The following is a 20,634-nucleotide window of genomic DNA, read 5'->3' on the forward strand; positions in this document are numbered from 1 at the left end:
GCTAGTTTTCAAATCTACATCAATAAGAGGTTGTTAAATGAGCATTATCTCCAAGGCGTATGCAGAAGGCGCAGTTCCGGGTGCACAGGGTGGTGGCATGGAAATGATCATCATGCTGGCCGTATTCGGCCTCATCTTCTACTTCATGATCTATCGCCCCCAGGCCAAGCGCGCCAAAGATCACCGCAACCTGATGAGCTCCCTCTCCAAGGGTGACGAAGTACTCACTTCCGGTGGCCTGGTCGGCAAGATCGCCAAAGTATCCGCCGACAGCGAATACCTCGTGCTGGCCCTGAACGATCAGACCCAGGTCACCATCAAACGTGACTTCGTCTCTGCCGTTCTGCCCAAGGGTTCTATCCAGTCCCTCTAATCTCCCGAGGAGCACAGCGTGTTAAATCGCTATCCGCTGTGGAAATACCTGATGGTGGTCGTGGTGATCGCCATCGGTTTTCTATATGCAGCCCCCAATCTTTACGGCGAAGACCCGGCCTTGCAGATCTCTGCCAGCCGGGGGGCCGAAGTCAAGCTGGACACCCTTGACCTGGTAAAAGAGACGCTCGATGCGGCTCAGATCCCGGTCAAGCATGCGGCGTTCGAGCACGGCTTCATCCTGGTTCGTTTCAAAAATACCGAAGAGCAGCTCAAGGCGCGCGACATCGTCGCCAACAAGCTGGGCGACAACTTCATTACCGCTCTCAACCTGGCCCCTTCCACGCCTGCCTGGCTCGAAGCCATCGGCGCCAACCCGCTCAAGCTGGGTCTGGACCTGCGCGGCGGTGTGCACTTCCTGATGGAAGTGGACATGGCTGAGGCGCTGACCAAGCAGCAAGAGCAGATGGTGCAGGATTTCCGCTCCGAGCTGCGTACCCAGAAGATCCGTTATTCCGGCGTGCGCCGGGCCGGTGATCAGGTACAGGTGCTGTTCCGTGACGAGGCCGATCAGGCCAAGGCCATCTCTCACCTGCGTCGTCAGAACCCGGATCTCACCTTCACCACCGAGCAGAAGGGGGACGAGTTCGTCCTGCTGGCCGGTCTGAGTGAAGCCAAGATCAAGGAAGTGAAGAAGTACGCCCTCGAGCAGAACATCACCATCATCCGCAACCGGGTGAACGAGCTGGGCGTGGCCGAGCCGCTGGTACAACAGCAGGGTGCCGAGCGCATCGTGGTGGAACTGCCCGGTATTCAGGACACCGCCCGTGCCAAGGAGATCCTGGGCGCGACCGCGACCCTGGAATTCCACATGGTCGATGAGACTGCCGACATCCAGGCCGCGGCCGATGGCCGGGTGCCGCCGAGCTCCAAGGTCTACAACGATCGCAACGGACGTCCGGTGGTGCTGCAAAAGCGCATCATCCTGACCGGTGACCACATCGTGGGTGCCCAGTCCGGTTTCGATGAATACAGCCGTCCCCAGGTCAACATCAAGCTTGATGGCCAGGGTGGCAACAAGATGGCCAACTTTACCAAGGACAACGTTGGTAAGGGCATGGCGACCGTGTTCATCGAATACAAGCCGGTTGGTCAGCCGGGTCCGGACGGCAAGCGCAAGTTCCGCAAGCAGGAGGAGGTGATCAACGTCGCCACCATCCAGTCGCGCCTTGGCAGCCAGTTCCGCATCACCGGCATCGACAACGCCAACGAAGCCCACAACCTGGCGCTGTTGCTGCGTGCCGGTGCCCTGATCGCCCCGATCCAGATCGTGGAAGAGCGCACCATTGGCCCGAGCCTGGGTCAGCAGAACATCGACAGCGGTATGGAAGCCATCGGCTGGGCCATGCTGGTGATCGTGCTGTTCATGGGGATCTACTACCGTGCGTTCGGCTGGGTGGCCAACATCGCCCTCACCATGAACCTGGTGTTGATCGTCGGTATCATGTCGATGATCCCGGGGGCCACCATGACCCTGCCGGGCATTGCCGGTATCGTCTTGACGCTGGGTATGGCGGTAGATGCCAACGTGCTGATCTACGAGCGTATTCGTGAAGAGATCCGCAACGGTCGTGGGGTGCAGCAGGCCATCCATCTGGGCTTTGATCGGGCGTTCTCGACCATCGCCGACTCCAACGTCACCTCGCTCATCACCTGTGTGATCCTGTTCGGTATCGGTACCGGCGCCATCAAGGGCTTCGCCCTGACGCTGGGGATTGGTCTGAGTGCTTCCATGTTTACCGCCATCACGGTCTCCCGCGCCATCATCAACCTGGCCTGGGGTGGACGGCGCCTCGACAAGCTGCCGATCTAAGGAAGAGACATGTTTCAGATTCTACATTTTGAAAAGCCCATTCCCTTCATGCGCTATGCCAGGCCGGGTGTGGTCTTCTCTACCCTGCTGATGGTGATTTCCCTGTTCTTCCTATTCGATCGGGGTTTGAACTGGGGTCTGGACTTCACCGGTGGTACCACCATCGAGGTGGGCTTCCAGCAGTCGGTGAGCCTGGACAAGGTGCACCAGGTGCTGGACGAGCAGAAGATTGAAGGGGCGACCCTGCAACACTTCGGCTCCAGCCGTGACGTACTGTTCCGCCTGACCCCGAAAGAGGGGGTCAAGGTGGAGCAGCAGGGCAACGAGGTGCTGGCGGCGGCCAAGCTGATCGATCCTGCGGCCGTGCTCAAGCGCGTCGAGTTCGTCGGCCCTTCGGTGGGTGACGAGCTGGCGACCGACGGTGCGCTGGCCATGCTGGCCTCTATCATCTGTATCCTGATCTACGTGGCGGTGCGCTTCGAATGGCGTCTGGCCATGGGGGGCATTCTCTCCCTGGTGCACGACGTGGTGATCACCCTCGGCGTCTTTGCCTACTTCCAGTACGAGTTCGACCTGACCGTGCTGGCGGCATTGATGACATTGGTGGGTTACTCCCTGAACGACACCATCGTAGTGTTCGACCGGTTGCGGGAGAACTTTCGCAAGGTGCGCAAGGGGGATACCGAGTACATCCTGGATCTCTCCATGACCGAGACCCTGAGCCGGACCATCATCACCTCGGGCTTGACCTTCGTGGTGGTGCTGGCGCTGCTGCTCAAGGGCGGTCCGCTGATCCACGGTTTCTCGGTGGCCATGGTGATCGGTGTCGCCTTCGGTACCTACTCCTCCATCTATGTGGCGAGCTCGTTCGCCATGTTCTTCGGGGTCAAGCGGGAGCACATGCTGCCGACCCAGGTGGAAAAAGAGGGCGCGGATCAGCAAGAGATCCTGCCGTAAATGACAAGGGCGCCGTGAGGCGCCCTTTCTCTTATCGTCCGGGTGAGTCATTATGACGGTTTCACCCACGGCTGTTGGCCAACAGGCAAGGAGCAAGCCATGCAACACAATCCCCGTTTTCTGGCACTGGTAGAGGCCATTCGTCCCCATGTGCAGGAGACCGACGTGCACCAGATCAAACGCTGGCAGGATGAGGGGCGCACCTTTCACCTGATCGACGTGCGGGAAGAGAGCGAGTGGGCCAGGGGCCATCTGCCGGGGGCGACCTACCTCGGTCGCGGGGTGATCGAGCGGGACATCGAGACCCGTTACCCGGATCCCGACACCGAGCTCTACCTCTATTGTGGTGGGGGATTTCGCTCCATTCTGGTGGCGGAGAACCTGCAGAAGATGGGCTACGGTCGGGTGGCCAGCGTCGATGGTGGCTTTCGGGGCTGGTGTGATGCCGGATACCCTGTCGAATCCTGATTTATTTGAGGGAGAGAGGCTCAGCCACATGACAAAGTGTCGGCTGACCTTTACCATATGCCGGGTCAAGCGTAAGCGTCGGAGTGTTCATTGAACGTCAGGAAAGGGATTGGATACCTCCTTGGTATCCTGTTGCTGCTCCCCATGTGGGGTTGCAGCAGTAGCAGTCAGGTTGAAGCGCCTCAAGTTCCCAAGCCGCAACCCGCTTCACTGGTATTGGCGACCCCCCTGCAGGTCTCTTACCAGAGCGAGTTGGCGTTGGCGCGACTCGGGCAGATGCTCAGCGAGATGGAATTGACCACGGAGCAACGGGCTGAACTGTTTTATGAGCGTGCTGTCGTGTTTGACCGGGTAGGCTTGCGCTCTCTGGCGCGGCTGGATTTCAACCGCGCCTTGCGGGAGAAGCCGGATTTCGCCGAAGCCTACAACTTCATCGGCGTCTATCTGGTGCAGCAGCAGAATTATGACGAGGCCTACGAGGCATTTGATTCCGCCCTCGAGCTGGCTCCCGATTATGACTATGCCTACCTGAATCGTGGCATTGCGCTCTATTACGGCAATCGTCCCGAGCTGGCCGCGGCCGATATGAAGCGCTTCTACGAGGCGCAGCCGGAAGATCCCTATCGGGTGATCTGGCTCTATCTGGCCGAACAGAAGCTCAATGCCCCGGCCGCCATGAGCCGGATGCGCGAGCGGCTCAACAAGTACGATGACGATGCCTGGAACTGGGATCTGGTGCGCCTCTATACCGGCGAACTCAATGCCACCCAGTTGATGGGCAACGTGGTGAAAGGGGTGAAGGACAACCGGGAGCTCGCCGAGCGCCTGTGCGAAACCTACTTCTACCTCGGCAAGTTTGAACTGGCCAAGGGCAACCGCAAGGAAGCCATCAGCTACTTCAAGCTGGCGCTCGCCAACAACGTGTATGACTTCATCGAGCACAGATATGCCCTGCTCGAGCTGGAGCTGATGGCGCGCAAACCCCTGCCGCCCGGTGCCCAGAGTGCCCAGGGCAAGAGCAGCAAGCAGGCATCCTGAGCTTGCCCTGTTGCCGGTTTGAATGATGTAGAAAAGGCCTCATTGCGAGGCCTTTTTGCTGTCCGGGTGTCAGATGCGAGGGGGTGAGTCACCCCCGTCAGACGGTACACCGCCGGCTCACTGCGCCAGCATCATGCCGGGGATCTGACGCCAGTAACCGTTGCAGTCCCGCTCCTGCTGCAGGGGCAGGGGAGCCTGGCCTTGTTCATTGGCCTTGAAGCGCTCCAGCATCGTCAGGGTGTCCAGCCCCTCGGGGGAGAGGCGCACCACATCCACCAGCCCCTCCATCCCGGCCAGATCGTTGCCCAGGTTGTAGCAATAACCGGACTGGGTCTGGATGCCGTTGAGGTTGAACACCTTCTGCCCCTCGCGACTGCTGGCGAGCCGACCGGTGGGGTAGTCGATGCAGGCCAGTTCGCAGTTGTCCTTGGGGCGGTCGAGGGAGCGGGCGGTGAAGCAGCGCGCCGAGTAGGCGAGCGGCAGGTGGCCGTAGGCGAACACCTCCACCTCGAACTGCTGGCGGGCAGTGCCCAGATCCTGATTGAGCTGCACCAGCCAGTCCCGTGACAGCTCCACCGGCATCACCCAGCGCTGCATCCCCTGTTTGAGCAGCATGCGCAGCACGTCGGCGTTGTAGGCGTTGATGGCGGGGCCGCAGACGAACGGCAGCCCGGCTTCGCTGGCGAGCTGGACCGCCCCCAGATCGTTGGCCTCGATCATCAGCTCGCCGTTGTCGACCAGCCGCTTGACCTCCTTGAGCTCGGAGGGGGCGGAGATGAGCGCCAGTGTGGAGAGCACCGCCTGCTTGCCCGAGCCGGCCACCTGACGGGCGAGGGCAATCCAGTCATCCACTTTCAGTTCGCGGCGCTTGCTGCAGACGGTTTCCCCCAGATAGACGATGTCGGCCTGGCTGGCGGCGGCCGCCTGATAGAAGCCCTGGGTGTCGGCCTTGGGCCAGTAGAAGAGCAGGGGGCCGAGAGAGAATTTCATGAACAGGGCTCCTTATTGCCACTGGCGATGATAGGCACCGAGGGTGGTCTGGCTCCCCTCGGAGACGCGGGCGAGCTGGGCATCCCACTCGGCCTTGACCTGATAGGCTTCCGGGTTGGCCTGATAGGCGTCGATGGCGGCGCGCCAGACTCGGGTGACCTGCTCCACATAGGCGGGGCTGCGTTGGCGACCTTCGATCTTGACCGACTGGATACCGGTCTGGAATAGCTCGGGCAACAGGCCAAGGGTATTGAGGCTGGTGGGCTCTTCCAGTGCGTGGTAGGTCTGACCATCCACCTCGAAGCGGCCCTTGCACAGGGTCGGGTAGCCGGCGTTTTCCCCGGGGCCGTAACGGTCGATCAGCACCTCGTTGAGGCGAGACTCGAGGCCGCTCGGGGTCTCCTCCCAGCGCACGAACTTGGCCGGTGAGCAGGCGCCGACGGTATTGGGGCTCTCGCCGGTCATGTAGGAGGAGAGGTAGCAGCGTCCCTCCGCCATGATGCAGAGGCTGCCAAAGGCGAACACCTCTAGACCGACGTCGGTCTCGCGGGCCAGCTGCCTCACCTGATGCATGGAGAGGACGCGGGGCAACACCATCCGACCGACGTTGAAGTGCTGCTGGTAGAAGCGGATGGCGGCGGCGTTGGTGGCACTGGCCTGCACCGAGACGTGCAGCTCCAGATCCGGGTAGCGGCGGCTGGCATAGTCGAGCACGGCGAGGTCGGCGATGATCAGGGCATCGGCACCCAGTGCGGCGCCCTTGTCCACCGCCTGCTGCCAGCGGGTATCGGAGCCCGGGTGGGCGAAGGTGTTGATGGCGATATGGAGTTTGCGGCCATGCTGGTGCACATAGTCGACCGCTTTCTCCAGCTTGCTGTCGGTGAAGTTGAGCCCGGCGAAATGGCGGGCGTTGGTGTCATCCTTGAAGCCGATATAGACCGCATCGGCCCCGTTATCCACGGCTGTTTTCAGTGCCGGCAAACTGCCTGCCGGACAGAGTAATTCCATCGGGTACGCTCCGAGAGGGCAAAAAATGCAAAAGTGGCCCGATTGTATTCACCGGCGTCCTTCCACTTTTTGACCTGAGGCAGCTTTGTGTGGCTTTACCCTTCTTGAGGTAAGTGGGCACAAGTTTGATTTCCAACAGGATCATGGCTGCGGCCCTGTGCTTGAATGCGCAAAAAACTGGGAGTTTATCGTGTTTCAACAACTGCAACGTCGCCTGGTCGAACAGGCTCCCCGCATTCTGCGCCATCCCCTCAAACTGGTGCCATTTTCCTTGCAGCAGAACCTGATGGAGCGCCTGCTGGCCAGCGTGTTCAAAGAGGCCATCGCAGATGGCGACTTTGAATTTCTGGCGGGCAAGTGGCTCAAGGTCGAAGTCTCTGATCTGGAGCTGTGCTGGTTCATCAGCGAGCAGGATGGCAAGCTGGTGGTGGCGCGTCATTGCGAGCAGGCCGATGTCTGTTTCAGCGGCACTACCAACGACCTCATTTTGATTGCCGGGCGCAAGGAAGATCCCGACTCTCTCTTCTTCCAGCGCAAGCTGAAGATTGAAGGGAGCACCGAGCTGGGGCTGGAGGTGAAAAACCTGATGGACAGCCTGGATCTGGACGGTTTGCCAAGCCTGGTGCGTTATCCCTTGCTGGATCTTGCCACCTTCATCGAGCGGGCGAAGGCGGGCTCAGCGCAAGAGGCGCACTCTGCGCCGGCGGGTGGGGTTGCGCCTCAGCTGTGAGACCAGTCCATCGGCATGGTGGCGGTAGTGATTGCGAGCCCACAGGCAGCGACAGGCCCACAGACAGGGCAGCAGTGCCAGCAGGGCGCCGGCGTTGGGAAGGCGCGAGAGCAGCAGACCCAGCGCCAGCCAGATGAACGGCTGGGCCTCGTAGAGCCACTCCGGCTGAAACCAGCGTTTGGTCGGGAAGATGACCAGATCGGTACGCCGATAGCTGGATCGCATCATCCAGACGGTGGCGCCGGCGACAAACAGCAAGGTGCCCGCTAGCCAGAGCAGCGGGGAGTGGCTGAGCAGGATGATGCCGACCGCCACCAGCAGATAGCAGACCGGCAACCTCTCATAAAGCCAGCGTGGGCACATGTTGCCTCCACTTTTCACCTTACCATCCTTCAAGTCTAGCCAGTCAGCACACCCGCCTCATACCGCTTTGTTCTGCAAAACGGCGTCATTGTTGTGAATTGGCGCGCCATTTACGGTGCCAAAATAGCGATTGGCTATGTTACAATTGCGCGCCATTTTTGACTGAAGATTGACTGGGCATGTTGGATCATATTCGTATCGTGTTGGTAAACACTTCTCACACCGGCAACATGGGCTCTGCGGCGCGCGCCATGAAGACCATGGGCTTGAGCCAGATGGTGCTGGTTGATCCGCAAGCACAGCCTGATGACAACGCCTATGCGCTGGCCGCCGGTGCCAGCGATCTGCTGGCCAATGCCCGTATCGTGTCGACCCTGGATGAAGCCATTGCGGATTGTGGTCTGGTCATCGGTACCAGTGCCCGCTCCCGTACCCTGAGCTGGCCCATGCTGGACCCCCGCGAAGCGGGCGAGAAGCTGGTAACCGAGGGGATGCAGTATCCGGTGGCGCTGGTATTTGGCCGTGAACGCACCGGCCTGACCAATGACGAGCTGCAAAAGTGCCACTACCACGTGGCCATTCCGGCCAACCCGGAGTACAGCTCCCTCAACTTGGCCATGGCGGTGCAGACTCTCTGCTATGAGGTGCGGATGCACTGGCTGCAGCAGGAACAGGTCGGTGAGACCGACATGGCGGTGGATTATCCCAGCGCCGAGCAGCTGGAAGGCTTCTATGAGCATCTGGAGCAGACGCTGCTCAAGACCGGCTTCATCGCCGATGACCATCCGGGACAGGTCATGAGCAAGCTGCGTCGCCTGTTCAACCGGGCTCGTCCGGAGGCGGTGGAACTCAATATCCTGCGCGGCATTCTGACCTCGGTACAAAAACCGAGACCGCAGGATTAAACCCGACTGGATTACTCAACCATATACTTGACTGATTTAGTCGGGTATGTGACCATATGCCCATATTGATTGGTTCGCAAAACGGTAAGGCATATGAGACTGACCTCAAAAGGACGTTACGCTGTGACTGCCATGCTCGACGTGGCGTTGCATGCAGAGCAGGGGCCCGTGCCCCTGGCTGATATTTCGGAGCGCCAGGGCATCTCCTTGTCCTATCTGGAGCAGTTGTTTGCCCGCCTGCGCAAGCATGGCCTGGTGAGCAGCGTGCGTGGCCCGGGCGGCGGTTATCGCCTCGGTCTGGCGCCGAATGCCATCTCGGTCGGTCAGGTGATCACCGCGGTCGACGAATCGGTGGATGCCACCAAGTGCCTCGGCAAAGGCGGCTGCCACGGCGGCACCCAGTGCCTCACTCACTCCCTGTGGCGTGACCTGAGCGAGCGGATCTCCAGCTTCCTGGGGGACATCACCCTGGCCGAGCTGGTTGATCAGGCCGATGTGCGCCGGATTGCCGGCAAGCAAGATGAACAAATGAAAACCGTGTTGTCCCTGGTAGACCGGGCAGAACGCGGCGATGTGAGCTTGAAAGTCCAACTATAAACAAACGTGCTTTCCACAGCTGGTCGATGTATGACCCTGGCTGTAACGGAGAAAAACATGAAACTGCCTATTTACCTTGATTATTCGGCAACCTGTCCGGTGGACCCGCGTGTCGCAGAAAAAATGATGCAGTGTCTCACCATGGATGGCCTGTTCGGCAATCCAGCTTCCCGTTCCCACCGCTTTGGCTGGCAAGCCGAAGAGGCGGTCGATCTGGCCCGTAATCAAGTGGCAGAGCTGATCGGTGCCGACCCGCGCGAGATCGTCTTCACCTCCGGTGCGACTGAATCCAACAACCTCGCCATCAAGGGCGTCGCCCATTTCTACGCCGGCAAGGGCAAGCACATCGTTACCTCCAAGACCGAACACAAGGCGGTACTGGATACCTGTCGCCAGCTGGAGCGCGAAGGCTATGAGGTAACCTACCTCGAGCCGATGCCCAATGGCCTGTTCACCCTGGAACAGATCGAAGGCGCCCTGCGTGATGACACCATCCTGGTCAGCATCATGCACGTCAACAACGAGATCGGCGTGGTGCAGAACATTGCCGCCATCGGCGAGCTGTGCCGCTCCCGCAAGATCCTGCTGCACGTGGATGCAGTACAGAGCGTGGGCAAGATCCCGGTCGACGTGGAAGCGCTCAAGGTTGACCTGCTCTCCATGTCCGCCCACAAGGTATACGGCCCGAAAGGCATTGGTGCCCTCTACGTGCGTCGCAAGCCGCGTGTGCGCCTGGAAGCCCAGATGCACGGTGGTGGTCACGAGCGCGGCATGCGTTCAGGCACCCTGCCGACTCACCAGATCGTCGGCATGGGCGAAGCCTTCCGCATCGCCAAGGAAGAGATGGTGAGCGAAGGTCAGCGCATCATGGCCCTGCGTCAGCGTCTGTGGGACGGCATCAAGGATATCGAAGAGGTCTACATCAACGGTGACCTGGAACAGCGTGTGCCGGGCAACCTCAACGTCAGCTTCGCCTATGTGGAAGGGGAATCCCTCATCATGGCGCTGAAGGATCTGGCGGTCTCTTCTGGTTCTGCCTGTACCTCGGCCAGCCTGGAGCCCTCCTACGTGCTGCGCGCACTGGGCCTGAACGACGAGCTGGCGCACAGCTCCATCCGTTTCAGCATGGGTCGCTTCACCACCGAGGAAGAGATTGATTACGCAATCAAGCTTATCCGTGACTCCATCGGTCGTCTGCGCGAGATGTCTCCCCTGTGGGAGATGTACAAGGACGGCGTCGATCTGAACACGGTCGAATGGGCTCATCACTGATCCGCGGGATCGGTGTTCAACGGAATTAGCAGGAGTTAGATATGGCTTACAGTGAAAAAGTAATCGACCACTACGAGAACCCCCGTAACGTAGGTGGCTTCGACAAGAACGATCCCAGCATCGCTACCGGCATGGTCGGTGCACCGGCCTGTGGTGACGTGATGAAGCTGCAACTGAAGATCAGCGAAGATGGCATCATCGAAGATGCCAAGTTCAAGACCTACGGTTGTGGTTCCGCCATCGCCTCCAGCTCCCTGGTGACCGAGTGGGTCAAGGGCAAGACCCTGGATGAAGCGGCGGGTATCAAGAACACCGATATCGCCGAAGAGCTGGCGCTGCCACCGGTGAAGATCCACTGCTCCATTCTGGCCGAGGATGCCATCAAGGCCGCCATCGCCGATTACAAGCAGAAGAAAGGTCTCTAAGGTCAGGAGCGCAGTATGGCCATTACCATGACAGATGCCGCAGCGGCACGGGTTTCCTCGTTTCTGACCAACCGGGGCAAGGGCATCGGCCTGCGCCTCGGCGTCAAGACCACCGGCTGCTCGGGTCTTGCCTATGTGCTCGAGTTCGTCGATGAGCTGGCAGATGAAGATCAGGTATTCGAGCAGGACGGGGTCAAGATAATCGTCGATGCCAAGAGTCTGATCCACCTGGATGGCACCGAACTGGATTTCGTCAAGGAGGGCCTCAACGAGGGCTTCCAGTTCAACAACCCCAACGCCAAGGGCGAGTGTGGTTGCGGCGAAAGCTTCAGTGTCTGAGATGTGTGCAACACATGATCGCTTGTCCGTTGAACTGGTCGGCCACGGCCGGTTCAACCATGCCGCTTCGCCCACCTGAGCGCGAGCGGCATGGGGGCAGCATCAGTGTCTAAGAGGTCTGCATGAATTATTTCGAGCTGTTTGGGCTGGTTGAAGGCTTCGAGCTCGATACCCGTCAGCTGGCAGAGACCTACCGCCAGTTGCAAACCCAGTTTCATCCCGATCGTTTTGCCACCGCCCCCGAGCGGGAGCAGCTGGCTGCGGTGCAACGTGCCGCCCAGATCAACGATGCCTTCACTACCCTCAAGGCGCCCCTGCGCCGAGCCGAGTACCTGCTCTCCCTGCGTGGCACCGAACTTCGTGGCGAGCAACAGACGTTGCAAGATACCGCGTTTCTGATGCAGCAACTGGAGTGGCGCGAGCGGCTGGCCGACCTGAAAGGGGAGACTGACCCTGAGCGTGCCATCAAGGATTTTCGCCAGGAGATCAGGCATGATCACCAGTTGTTGATGCAGCAGCTGACCCAGGCCCTCGCCACAGGCGAGGATCCGCGAGCGGCTGATTGTGTTCGCAAACTCAAGTTTGTCGACAAGCTCCTCGAGGAGCTGGAACGATTCGAAGACTCGCTGTTCGAGTCTTGATCCTTTAACGCTGGAAGTTTGATTACCCATGGCATTACTGCAAATCGCCGAGCCCGGCCAGAGCGCCGCACCTCATCAGCACAAACGTGCCGTTGGCATCGATCTTGGCACTACCAACTCGCTGGTCGCCGCCGTGCGCAGCGGTCAGGCCGATACCCTCTGCGACGAGCAGGGGCGTGATCTGCTGCCCTCCGTCGTGCATTACCAGGCCGACACCATCCGGGTCGGCGTCGATGCCAAGCGCGAGGCCGCCCTCGACCCGCACAACACCATCGTTTCCGCCAAGCGGATGATGGGCAAGGCGCTGGCCGACATCGATACCCGCCAGCAACCCTATCAATTTGTGGCGGCCGACAACGGCATGCCGCAGCTGCAGACCCGTCAAGGGCTGGTCAACCCGGTTCAGGTCTCGGCCGAGATCCTCAAGAAACTGGCCGAGCGGGGCGCTGCCGCCCTCGGTGGCGATCTCGACGGTGTGGTCATCACTGTGCCCGCCTATTTCGATGACGCCCAGCGCCAGGGTACCAAGGATGCGGCCCGGCTGGCCGGTCTGCACGTGCTGCGCCTGCTCAACGAACCGACCGCCGCCGCCATCGCCTATGGCCTCGACTCCGGCCAGGAAGGGGTGATCGCCGTCTACGACCTGGGGGGCGGTACCTTCGATATCTCCATCCTGCGCCTGCATCGCGGAGTATTTGAAGTGATGGCCACCGGTGGCGATTCGGCCCTGGGCGGCGATGATTTCGATCACCTGCTGGCAGATTGGTTGAAAGAACAAGCCGGTTTGACTGGCGAGCTGGATGCCCGTCTGCAGCGCGAACTGCTGGATGTGGCCGCCGCCGTCAAACACGGTCTGACGGACGCCGACGCCGTTCCCTGCACCTTTGCCGGCTGGCAGGGCACCATCACCCGCAGCCAGTTTGACGAGCTGATCCAGCCGCTGGTCAAACGCACCCTGTTGGCCTGCCGCCGCGCCCTGCGCGATGCGGGACTCGAGCAGGAGGAGGTGCTGGAAGTGGTGATGGTCGGCGGTTCGACTCGGGTGCCGCTGGTGCGCGAGCTGGTGGGCGAGTTCTTCCAGCGTCCGCCCTTGACCAGCATCGACCCCGACAAGGTGGTGGCCATCGGTGCCGCCATCCAGGCCGACATCCTGGTGGGCAACAAGCCTGACGCCGAGATGCTGCTGCTGGACGTCATTCCGCTCTCCCTGGGTCTTGAGACCATGGGCGGCCTTGCCGAGAAGGTGATCCCGCGCAATACCACCATTCCGGTGGCCCGCGCCCAGGAGTTCACCACCTTCAAGGATGGCCAGACCGCGATGGCGATCCACGTGGTGCAGGGCGAGCGCGAGCTGGTGGCCGATTGCCGATCCTTGGCCCGCTTCACCCTGACCGGCATACCGCCCATGGCGGCGGGGGCGGCCCACATCCGGGTTACCTTCCAGGTGGATGCGGACGGTTTGCTGTCGGTCAGCGCCATGGAGAAATCCTCCGGCGTGCAGGCCGAGATCCAGGTCAAGCCATCCTACGGACTGGGTGAGGATGACATCCTCAACATGCTGAGCGCCTCCATCGCCAATGCCCAGCAGGACATGGACGCCCGCATGCTGGCGGAGCAGCAGGTCGAGGCCGACCGGGTGGTCGAGAGCCTCAACGCCGCCCTGGCCGCCGATGGCGAGGCTTTATTGAGCCCCGCCGAGCGGGCCGAGCTGGATGCCGCCATCGCCCATCTGCTGACCATGCGCAGCACGGGCACCACCAACCAGATCAAAGAGGCCATCGAGGCGGCGGACGCTGCCAGTGGCGAATTTGCAGCCCGCCGGATGGATGCCTCCATCCGCAAGGTGCTGACCGGACAAAACGTCAACAAGGTGTAATATGCCAAAACTGATTATTCTGCCCCATCCCGAGCTCTGTCCGGACGGCGCGGCCCTCGAAGGCGCGACCGGTGAAACCATTCTGGACATCGCGCTGCGCAACGGTATCGAGATCGAGCACGCCTGCGAGAAGTCCTGTGCCTGCACCACCTGCCACTGCGTGGTGCGGGAAGGCTTCGACTCCCTTGAGCCGAGCGACGAGCTGGAAGACGACATGCTGGACAAGGCGTGGGGGCTGGAGCCGGAATCCCGTCTCAGCTGCCAGGCCAGACTGGCGGACGAGGATCTGGTGGTGGAACTGCCCAAGTACACCCTGAATCTGGCGTCTGAGCGCCACTGATGACCCCTTAATTACACATGAGTGAATTGCGCGTGCAGCATCTCGTGGTGCAGTAATGATATGGTGAAGGCCGTGACCCTTGAGGGAGCGGCCTTTTTTGTGCCCGTGATTTCCCTATTCGTTGATGAAAGTGCCAATAAAAAGGAAGCAAGAGAACATGGCTGACATGATGAACGTACGGTTGTCTTCCCAGGCCGCCGCCGCCCACTGGGGCGAGGGTGCCCTGCTCAGTTTCAACGGCGACGAAGCCCATCTCCATCTGGGCAGTGGCCAGGAGAAGGAGGCGCTGCGCGCCATCCAGCGCGCTGCCAGACGCCTAGAATCGAGCGGTATCAAGCGCGTCAAGCTGGTGGGTGAGGGCTGGAATGGGGAGCGTCGCTACGCCTTTGCCCAGGGCTTCTATGCCGCCAAGGGGGTTCGCGAGCTCGATTTCGGCGAACAGAGCGACCAGGAGGCTGCCGAGCTGGCGGCCTTGCTCAAAGCGACCCGCTGGGTGCGTGAAGTGACCAACGGCTGCCCGCAGGAGATCTATCCCATGAGCCTGGCGGAATCCGCCCTGCTGCTCATCCGCAGTCTCGCCGGTGACAAGGTGACCGCCCGCATTACTGCCGGGGAGGCGCTGCAGGAGGCCGGTCACATCGGGATCTGGTCGGTGGGCCGTGGCAGCGAGCGCGAGCCGGTGCTGCTGGAGCTCGACTACAACCCGACCGGGGATGCCAATGCCCCCGTGCTGGCGGCGCTGGTGGGCAAGGGGATCACCTTCGATTCCGGCGGCTACTCCATGAAGTCCTCCGACAACATGCTGCCGATGAAGTCCGACATGGGCGGTGCCGCCATGGTGACCGGCGCGCTGGCGCTGGCCATCAGCCGCGGCCTGAACAAGCGGGTGAAACTCATCCTTTGCTGCGCCGAGAACCTGGTCTCCGGCCATGCCTTCAAGCTCGGCGACATCCTCACCTATCGCAACGGCATCTCGGTCGAGATCCAGAACACCGACGCGGAAGGTCGCCTGGTACTGGCTGACGGCCTGCTGGCCGCGAGCGAAAGCGGGGCTGCCTATATCCTCGACGCCGCTACCCTCACCGGCGCCGCCAAGACCGCGCTGGGCCGCGACTACAACGCCGTATTTGCCCTCGATGAGGCCGAGCAGGACCGCGCGCTGGCTGCCGCCAAAGCCGAAAACGAGCAGGCCTGGGCGCTGCCGCTGGAGCCCTGGCATGCGGGCCAGCTTACCTCCGCCTTTGCCGAGCTGGGCAACGTGGCGTCTGCCGAAGGCACCGCCGGTGCGACTACGGCGGCGGCTTTCCTGTCGCGCTTCGTACGTGACGAAGGCAAGGGCTGGGTGCACCTGGATCTGGCCGCTTCCTATCAAAAATCGGGCAATGACCTGTGGGCGACCGGTGCCAAGGGCCACGGTCTGCGCACGATTGCCCGTTGGCTGCAGGAGGTGAGTGCATGAACATCTGGTTGAGCCGAGAATTTGCCGCTCCCGAGTGGGGTGAAGGGGCGCTGCTCTCCCACCGTGCCGACGGCATGGTGATCCATCTGGTGACCGCCAGCCCCTTGCTGGATATCCAGCAGGCGGCACGGCGTCTGTGCAGTCAGGGGATCCAGCAGGTGGTGCTGGCCGGTCACTGGGAGCGCGAGCAGCAGTGGGCCTTTGCCCAAGGGCTGCAGACCCCCAAGGTGGAGGTCGAGCTGCAGTGGGCCACTTCGTCCGAGGAGGATCGGGAGGAGCTGGAGGCGCGCTGGCTGTGCGGGCGCTGGGTGCGGGAGATGACCAATGCCACGCCGGAACAGCTGGGGCCGCTGGAGCTGGCGGTTGAAGCTGCCGCCTTCATCACCGAGTTGGCGCCGGACCGGATCAGTCATCGCATCCTCAAGGGAGAAGCCTTGCAGCAGGCGGGCTGGGTCGGTCTCTATCAGGTCGGCCGTGGCAGCGAGCGCGAGCCCGTGCTGCTGGAGCTGGACTTCAACCCTAGCCGGGATCCCAAAGCCCCGGTGGCGGCGGCGCTGGTGGGCAAGGGCATCACCTTCGACTCTGGCGGCTACTCCATGAAGACTTCCCAGGGCATGCTGACCATGAAGCACGACATGGGCGGGGCGGCCATCGTCACCGGCGCCCTGGCGCTGGCCATTCTGCGCGGCCTCGACAAGCGGGTGAAGCTCATCCTCTGCTGCGCCGAGAACCTGGTCTCGGGTCACGCCTACAAGCTGGGCGACATCCTCACCTACAAGAACGGCACCACGGTGGAGATCGTCAACACCGACGCCGAGGGGAGGCTGGTGCTGGCCGATGGCCTGCAGCTGGCCGGGGATTCTGGCGCGCCGCTGGTCATCGACGCCGCGACCCTCACCGGGGCGGCGGTGATGGCGCTGGGGGGGCGTTACAATGCCCTGTTCGGGCTGGACAAGGGGCTGGTGAGCCGCGCCATGGGTTATGCGGATGCCGAACAGGAACCCGCCTGGCCGCTGCCGCTGGAACCCTGGCATCGCCAGCAGTGCCCGTCCCACTATGCCGACACCGCCAACAGCCGGCCCGTGCCGGGCGGCGGTCCGGGTGGTGCCTCCAACGCGGCGGGCTTCCTCTCCCGCTTCGTCGCCAATGAGGGGCAGGGCTGGCTGCACGTCGATCTCGCCGCCTGTTTCAGCGAGAACGGCGACAACCTGTGGGCGCCGGGGGCCAACACCCTGGGGATGCGCACCATCGCTCACACCCTGCTGGCGGAAGTCCGCTGACCGGCAATGACAAGGGCACCCTCGGGTGCCCTTTCGACAGGGGGAGGTGAGCAATAGCCTGGGTTTCAGGGGGTTAACATGACTATCGTGCACAAGCGCACATTTTTTCCTGCCAGCCTGGGCCAAGATGAGTTGTGATGTTGTTTTAGGGAAGAATTTGTTTAATAAAAAGTTGCTTTTCTGTGTGTTATTTCGCTTTTTGTTTACGTATAATCGCCGCCGAACATGGATTCTAACAATAAATCTCTGTAGTTAAGGAAAGATCTCAATGGCCATCGAACGTACCTTCTCCATCATCAAGCCGGATGCCGTCAGCAAGAACCTGATCGGTGCCATCTACAACCGTTTCGAGAGCGCTGGCCTGAAAGTCATCGCCGCCAAGATGCTGCACATGAGCAGCGAGCAAGCCGCCGGTTTCTATGCCGAGCACCAGGGCAAGCCTTTCTATGACGGCCTGGTCAGCTTCATGACCTCCGGCCCCGTCATGATCCAGGTGCTGGAAGGCGAAGAGGCCATCCGTCGCCACCGTGAAATCATGGGCGCCACCAACCCGAAAGAGGCCCTGGCCGGCACCCTGCGCGCCTGCTTCGCCGAGAGCATCGACCGCAACGCCGTGCACGGCTCCGATGCACCGGCCTCCGCTGCCCGTGAAATCGCCTACTTCTTCTCCGACGCCGAGATCTGCCCGCGCGGCTGATTTCTGTCGAAAGAACCCCAAGGGAGCCTCGGCTCCCTTTTGTTTTTTGGTCATTCGGTCAATATCCACTTATTCTCCAGGTGGAAAGCCGGACCCATAATTTGTACAATGCCGCCCCCTGACGTAGGTCAGCCGATAATTTATGAAGTGTGTGAGCTGAGGCCCTTGATGAGCGAAACAAAAACCAACCTGCTGGATCTTGATCGGGATGCCATGCGTGCCTTCTTCGTCGAACTGGGCGAGAAGCCGTTTCGGGCAGATCAGGTGATGAAGTGGATCTATCACTTTGGTTGTGATGATTTCGATCAGATGAACAACGTCAACAAGGTGCTGCGCGAGCGCCTCAAGGCGATCGCCGAGATCCGGGCGCCGGAAGTGAGCCGCGAACAGCGCTCCTCCGACGGCACCATCAAGTGGGCGCTGCAGGTTGGCGGTCAGGAGGTGGAGACCGTCTACATTCCGGAAGAGGATCGGGCGACCCTGTGCGTCTCCTCCCAGGTAGGCTGCGCCCTCGAGTGCAAGTTCTGCTCTACCGCCCAGCAAGGCTTCAACCGCAACCTGAAAGTTTCCGAGATCATCGGCCAGGTATGGCGCGCCGCCAAGATTGTCGGCGGCAAGCGTCCCATCACTAACGTGGTGATGATGGGGATGGGCGAGCCGCTGCTCAACCTCGCCAACGTGGTACCGGCCATGCGGCTGATGATGGACGACTTCGGCTACGGCATCTCCAAGCGCCGGGTGACCATCTCCACCTCCGGCGTGGTACCGGCACTGGACATGCTGGGCGACCAGATTGACGTGGCCCTGGCCATCTCCCTGCACGCGCCCAACGACAAGCTGCGCTCCGAGATCATGCCGATCAACGACAAGTACAACATCGAGGAGTTCCTCGCCGGTGTCCGTCGCTACCTCGGCAAGTCCAACGCCAACGGCGGCCGGGTGACCGTGGAATATGTGCTGCTCGATCATATCAATGACGACATGCAGCACGCCCACGAGCTGGCCAAGGTGCTCAAGGATACCCCGAGCAAGATCAACCTGATCCCGTTCAACCCCTTCCCGGGCAACCCCTACGGCAAGCCGAGCAACAGTCGTATCGACCGTTTTTCCAAGGTATTGATGGAATACGGCTTCACCGTCATCGTCCGCAAGACCCGTGGCGACGACATCGATGCGGCCTGCGGCCAGCTGGTGGGGGAGGTGATCGATCGCACCAAGCGCACCATGAAAAATCGGATGCAACAGGATGGGATTTCCGTCAAAATGGTTTAACTTGCTAAGCCATTGTATAGTCAGGGAATGGATACACGTACATTGATCGTAGTGGCAGCGCTCTGCGCGCTGCCAGGCTGTGTTACCGAGACCACTTACGCTGGCCAGAATTCCACCCAGCGTGAAGTGGGTCCCGATCTCAAGGCGGCAGCCCAGACCCGTCTGGATTTGGGTATTCAATATCTGCAACAGGGGAACGCCGAGCAGGCCAAGTTCAACCTTGACCGCGCGCTGCAGTATGACCCTGCCAACCCTCAGGTTTACGTCGGTTTTGCCTACTTCTACCAGCAGGTGGAAGATTTCAAGGCGGCCGAAGAGAGCTACAAGAAAGCCCTTGCCATGGATCCGTCCAATGCTGACGCGATGAACAACTATGGCGCCTTCCTTTGCAATCGTGGTCGCTTCGACGAGGCGGAAAAGGCCTTCCTGCAGGCCGTCAGCCAGCCCAACTACATCAAGATTGCCGATACCTATGAAAACGCGGCACTTTGCGCCGCGCAAAATCGCAGAAATGATAAAGCAAGCGAGTATTATCGCTTGGCCTTGGGGTATAATCCCCGCAATCCAAGGTTATTGCTGGACATGGCGGAGCTTTCCATGAAAGATGGCAAGCTGCCTGATGTGCAGGCCTATCTCGCCCGTTTTGCCGATGTGTCAGACGAGAACGAGAACAGTCTCTGGTTGAGATTGCGGCTGGCGCAGGCCATGGACAAACCGGCACTACTTCACCAATTCGGGACTGAGCTGGTAAGGCAATATCCCACTTCGCAACAAGCCAAGCGTTACTTAGCCAATGACTACTGAACAGCCACACGATTTTCAAGACGACTCCCAGGCAGTTGGCCCAGGCCAGCTGCTGCGCAACGCCCGTGAACAGCTCGGCTGGACACGAGAACAGGTTGCGTCTCGCATTCACCTTCGTCTGACCCTGATTGCCGCGATCGAATCGGATACGTATGACAAGCATACGTCCCATACCTTCATTCGCGGTTATCTGCGTACTTATGCCAAGCTGGTCGGTATCCCGGAAGAGACCATCCTCGCGGCTTATGACAAGCTGGGGCTGACTCCCCCCGACAACATCGACATGCAGAGCTTCTCCCGTCGCTCCCGTCAGCAGGCCAACGACAGCCGCCTCAAGGTCGTCACCTGGCTGGTGATCCTGGTGCTGATCGCACTCTCCGTCGCCTGGTGGTGGCAGAGCACGGCGCGTCGCTCCGCCGGTGACGAGGCCCTGGCCGCGACTGAAATGGGCGCAACCAGCAACACCCCGAGCGCCACAGTGCCGCCGGCGGTGGACGTGGCTGACCCTGTGGTTGCTCCGGCAACTTCCGCTGCGGCCGCGACCTCGGCTGATCCCGTAGTGAGCGCCGCTGCGACCACGCTGCCGGTCGATGCCAGCAGCGCCGTGGCGACCACGGCGGTTGCGACCTCTGCCGCCACTGCCACGCAACCGGCTGCCGATACCGCCGCGAGCGAGCCGGCCAAGGTGCCTCAGCTGAAGATGAGCTTCACCGCCGACTGCTGGCTGGATGTCAAGGATGCCAAGGGCAAGACCCTGTTCAGCGGCCTCAAGAAGGCCAATGACGAACTGGTACTGGAAGGACCCGAGCCGCTCAAATTCATCATTGGTGCGCCCATGGCCGTCAATATCGAATATCAGGGCAAGTCCATCGACATGAGCCGTTACAACAACGGCCGGACTGCTCGCCTCTCACTGCCGCAGGAGTAA

23 protein-coding genes are annotated in these 20,634 nt (G+C 61.0%); 20 read left to right on the forward strand and 3 right to left on the reverse strand.

Annotated features, from left to right (window positions below):
- Positions 1-37 precede the first annotated feature (37 nt).
- The 5 genes from yajC to nlpI all read left to right on the forward strand — a co-directional run bounded on the left by yajC (position 38) and on the right by nlpI (position 4,708).
- Complete coding sequence (gene yajC / locus E5E97_RS13750; protein ID WP_011705624.1) at positions 38-373, forward strand: preprotein translocase subunit YajC; 336 nt, start codon at positions 38-40, stop codon at positions 371-373.
- A gap of 18 nt (positions 374-391) precedes the next feature.
- Complete coding sequence (gene secD / locus E5E97_RS13755) at positions 392-2,245, forward strand: protein translocase subunit SecD (RefSeq protein WP_011705625.1); 1,854 nt, start codon at positions 392-394, stop codon at positions 2,243-2,245.
- 9 nt (positions 2,246-2,254) lie between these two features.
- Positions 2,255-3,202: a protein translocase subunit SecF gene (gene secF / locus E5E97_RS13760; protein WP_016350392.1), complete on the forward strand. Its 948-nt coding sequence runs from the start codon at positions 2,255-2,257 to the stop codon at positions 3,200-3,202.
- A gap of 99 nt (positions 3,203-3,301) precedes the next feature.
- Complete coding sequence (locus E5E97_RS13765; protein ID WP_171280440.1) at positions 3,302-3,670, forward strand: rhodanese-like domain-containing protein; 369 nt, start codon at positions 3,302-3,304, stop codon at positions 3,668-3,670.
- A 90-nt stretch (positions 3,671-3,760) separates the two neighbouring features.
- A complete protein-coding gene (gene nlpI / locus E5E97_RS13770) occupies positions 3,761-4,708 on the forward strand; it encodes a lipoprotein NlpI (protein ID WP_280940144.1) in 948 nt (315 codons plus the stop codon).
- 117 nt (positions 4,709-4,825) lie between these two features.
- Here nlpI and E5E97_RS13775 read toward each other — a convergent pair whose 3' ends face one another.
- Both E5E97_RS13775 and E5E97_RS13780 read right to left on the reverse strand, forming a co-directional pair.
- Positions 4,826-5,698, reverse strand: a complete 873-nt coding sequence (locus tag E5E97_RS13775; protein WP_171280441.1) for a U32 family peptidase — start codon at positions 5,696-5,698, stop codon at positions 4,826-4,828.
- A gap of 12 nt (positions 5,699-5,710) precedes the next feature.
- Complete coding sequence (locus tag E5E97_RS13780) at positions 5,711-6,706, reverse strand: peptidase U32 family protein (RefSeq protein WP_171280442.1); 996 nt, start codon at positions 6,704-6,706, stop codon at positions 5,711-5,713.
- 190 nt (positions 6,707-6,896) lie between these two features.
- Here E5E97_RS13780 and E5E97_RS13785 point away from each other — a divergent pair, with 190 nt between their 5' ends.
- Positions 6,897-7,436, forward strand: coding sequence for an SCP2 domain-containing protein (locus E5E97_RS13785; protein WP_171280443.1), 540 nt, complete (start codon positions 6,897-6,899; stop codon positions 7,434-7,436).
- On the opposite strand, the gene E5E97_RS13790 is transcribed toward E5E97_RS13785, so the two are convergent.
- Positions 7,383-7,799, reverse strand: coding sequence for a hypothetical protein (locus E5E97_RS13790; protein ID WP_011705632.1), 417 nt, complete (start codon positions 7,797-7,799; stop codon positions 7,383-7,385). The two genes, E5E97_RS13785 and E5E97_RS13790, sit on opposite strands and share 54 nt — an antisense overlap.
- 179 nt (positions 7,800-7,978) lie before the next feature.
- Between E5E97_RS13790 and trmJ the strand changes: the two genes are divergently transcribed.
- From trmJ to E5E97_RS13860, 14 genes are all read left to right on the forward strand, one after another.
- Positions 7,979-8,704 carry a tRNA (cytosine(32)/uridine(32)-2'-O)-methyltransferase TrmJ gene (trmJ, locus tag E5E97_RS13795; protein WP_171280444.1) on the forward strand — a complete coding sequence of 242 codons (726 nt, stop codon included), beginning with the start codon at positions 7,979-7,981 and terminating at the stop codon, positions 8,702-8,704.
- 93 nt (positions 8,705-8,797) lie between these two features.
- Positions 8,798-9,301: a Fe-S cluster assembly transcriptional regulator IscR gene (gene iscR, locus E5E97_RS13800; RefSeq protein WP_011705634.1), complete on the forward strand. Its 504-nt coding sequence runs from the start codon at positions 8,798-8,800 to the stop codon at positions 9,299-9,301.
- Between the two features lie 57 nt (positions 9,302-9,358).
- Positions 9,359-10,573 carry an IscS subfamily cysteine desulfurase gene (locus tag E5E97_RS13805; protein ID WP_005299763.1) on the forward strand — a complete coding sequence of 405 codons (1,215 nt, stop codon included), beginning with the start codon at positions 9,359-9,361 and terminating at the stop codon, positions 10,571-10,573.
- A 41-nt stretch (positions 10,574-10,614) separates the two neighbouring features.
- Entirely contained in the window at positions 10,615-10,998 is a 384-nt protein-coding gene (iscU, locus tag E5E97_RS13810) for a Fe-S cluster assembly scaffold IscU (RefSeq protein ID WP_139748650.1), read from the forward strand.
- A gap of 15 nt (positions 10,999-11,013) precedes the next feature.
- Complete coding sequence (gene iscA, locus E5E97_RS13815; protein WP_011705636.1) at positions 11,014-11,337, forward strand: iron-sulfur cluster assembly protein IscA; 324 nt, start codon at positions 11,014-11,016, stop codon at positions 11,335-11,337.
- A 122-nt stretch (positions 11,338-11,459) separates the two neighbouring features.
- On the forward strand, positions 11,460-11,978 hold the full coding sequence (gene hscB, locus E5E97_RS13820; protein ID WP_016350399.1) for a co-chaperone HscB: 519 nt from the start codon (positions 11,460-11,462) through the stop codon (positions 11,976-11,978).
- Positions 11,979-12,006: 28 nt separating this feature from the next.
- Positions 12,007-13,854 carry a Fe-S protein assembly chaperone HscA gene (hscA, locus tag E5E97_RS13825; RefSeq protein WP_171280445.1) on the forward strand — a complete coding sequence of 616 codons (1,848 nt, stop codon included), beginning with the start codon at positions 12,007-12,009 and terminating at the stop codon, positions 13,852-13,854.
- 1 nt (position 13,855) lies between these two features.
- Positions 13,856-14,194 (forward strand): ISC system 2Fe-2S type ferredoxin, encoded by a 339-nt coding sequence (gene fdx, locus E5E97_RS13830; protein WP_005299781.1) that lies wholly within the window; start codon positions 13,856-13,858, stop codon positions 14,192-14,194.
- 157 nt (positions 14,195-14,351) lie between these two features.
- Positions 14,352-15,653, forward strand: a complete 1,302-nt coding sequence (gene pepB, locus E5E97_RS13835) for an aminopeptidase PepB (protein ID WP_171280446.1) — start codon at positions 14,352-14,354, stop codon at positions 15,651-15,653.
- A complete protein-coding gene (pepB, locus tag E5E97_RS13840; protein WP_016350402.1) occupies positions 15,650-16,933 on the forward strand; it encodes an aminopeptidase PepB in 1,284 nt (427 codons plus the stop codon). The genes pepB (E5E97_RS13835) and pepB (E5E97_RS13840) overlap by 4 nt, the downstream gene beginning before the upstream one ends.
- A gap of 268 nt (positions 16,934-17,201) precedes the next feature.
- The gene (ndk, locus tag E5E97_RS13845; RefSeq protein ID WP_011705641.1) at positions 17,202-17,630 is read left to right on the forward strand and encodes a nucleoside-diphosphate kinase; all 429 of its coding nucleotides are present in this window, start codon (positions 17,202-17,204) and stop codon (positions 17,628-17,630) included.
- A gap of 168 nt (positions 17,631-17,798) precedes the next feature.
- A complete protein-coding gene (locus E5E97_RS13850) occupies positions 17,799-18,902 on the forward strand; it encodes a bifunctional tRNA (adenosine(37)-C2)-methyltransferase TrmG/ribosomal RNA large subunit methyltransferase RlmN (RefSeq protein ID WP_011705642.1) in 1,104 nt (367 codons plus the stop codon).
- A 12-nt stretch (positions 18,903-18,914) separates the two neighbouring features.
- A complete protein-coding gene (tapF, locus tag E5E97_RS13855; RefSeq protein WP_011705643.1) occupies positions 18,915-19,706 on the forward strand; it encodes a PilW family type IVa pilus biogenesis/stability lipoprotein TapF in 792 nt (263 codons plus the stop codon).
- The gene (locus tag E5E97_RS13860; protein WP_011705644.1) at positions 19,696-20,634 is read left to right on the forward strand and encodes a RodZ domain-containing protein; all 939 of its coding nucleotides are present in this window, start codon (positions 19,696-19,698) and stop codon (positions 20,632-20,634) included. The genes tapF and E5E97_RS13860 overlap by 11 nt, the downstream gene beginning before the upstream one ends.

The sequence above is a fragment of the Aeromonas sp. 2692-1 genome, assembly GCF_013085505.1.
Lineage (GTDB): Bacteria > Pseudomonadota > Gammaproteobacteria > Enterobacterales > Aeromonadaceae > Aeromonas > Aeromonas hydrophila.

What these genes read in the sequence shown, in the direction of transcription:
- yajC (WP_011705624.1), top strand. Translation starts at nt 38, where the DNA reads ATGAGCATTATCTCCAAGGCGTATGCAGAAGGCGCAGTTCCGGGTGCA.
- secF (WP_016350392.1), top strand. Translation starts at nt 2,255, where the DNA reads ATGTTTCAGATTCTACATTTTGAAAAGCCCATTCCCTTCATGCGCTAT.
- E5E97_RS13765 (WP_171280440.1), top strand. Translation starts at nt 3,302, where the DNA reads ATGCAACACAATCCCCGTTTTCTGGCACTGGTAGAGGCCATTCGTCCC.
- E5E97_RS13775 (WP_171280441.1), bottom strand. Translation starts at nt 5,698, where the DNA reads ATGAAATTCTCTCTCGGCCCCCTGCTCTTCTACTGGCCCAAGGCCGAC.
- E5E97_RS13780 (WP_171280442.1), bottom strand. Translation starts at nt 6,706, where the DNA reads ATGGAATTACTCTGTCCGGCAGGCAGTTTGCCGGCACTGAAAACAGCC.
- E5E97_RS13790 (WP_011705632.1), bottom strand. Translation starts at nt 7,799, where the DNA reads ATGTGCCCACGCTGGCTTTATGAGAGGTTGCCGGTCTGCTATCTGCTG.
- trmJ (WP_171280444.1), top strand. Translation starts at nt 7,979, where the DNA reads ATGTTGGATCATATTCGTATCGTGTTGGTAAACACTTCTCACACCGGC.
- iscR (WP_011705634.1), top strand. Translation starts at nt 8,798, where the DNA reads ATGAGACTGACCTCAAAAGGACGTTACGCTGTGACTGCCATGCTCGAC.
- E5E97_RS13805 (WP_005299763.1), top strand. Translation starts at nt 9,359, where the DNA reads ATGAAACTGCCTATTTACCTTGATTATTCGGCAACCTGTCCGGTGGAC.
- iscU (WP_139748650.1), top strand. Translation starts at nt 10,615, where the DNA reads ATGGCTTACAGTGAAAAAGTAATCGACCACTACGAGAACCCCCGTAAC.
- iscA (WP_011705636.1), top strand. Translation starts at nt 11,014, where the DNA reads ATGGCCATTACCATGACAGATGCCGCAGCGGCACGGGTTTCCTCGTTT.
- hscB (WP_016350399.1), top strand. Translation starts at nt 11,460, where the DNA reads ATGAATTATTTCGAGCTGTTTGGGCTGGTTGAAGGCTTCGAGCTCGAT.
- hscA (WP_171280445.1), top strand. Translation starts at nt 12,007, where the DNA reads ATGGCATTACTGCAAATCGCCGAGCCCGGCCAGAGCGCCGCACCTCAT.
- fdx (WP_005299781.1), top strand. Translation starts at nt 13,856, where the DNA reads ATGCCAAAACTGATTATTCTGCCCCATCCCGAGCTCTGTCCGGACGGC.
- pepB (WP_171280446.1), top strand. Translation starts at nt 14,352, where the DNA reads ATGGCTGACATGATGAACGTACGGTTGTCTTCCCAGGCCGCCGCCGCC.
- pepB (WP_016350402.1), top strand. Translation starts at nt 15,650, where the DNA reads ATGAACATCTGGTTGAGCCGAGAATTTGCCGCTCCCGAGTGGGGTGAA.
- ndk (WP_011705641.1), top strand. Translation starts at nt 17,202, where the DNA reads ATGGCCATCGAACGTACCTTCTCCATCATCAAGCCGGATGCCGTCAGC.
- E5E97_RS13850 (WP_011705642.1), top strand. Translation starts at nt 17,799, where the DNA reads ATGAGCGAAACAAAAACCAACCTGCTGGATCTTGATCGGGATGCCATG.
- E5E97_RS13860 (WP_011705644.1), top strand. Translation starts at nt 19,696, where the DNA reads ATGACTACTGAACAGCCACACGATTTTCAAGACGACTCCCAGGCAGTT.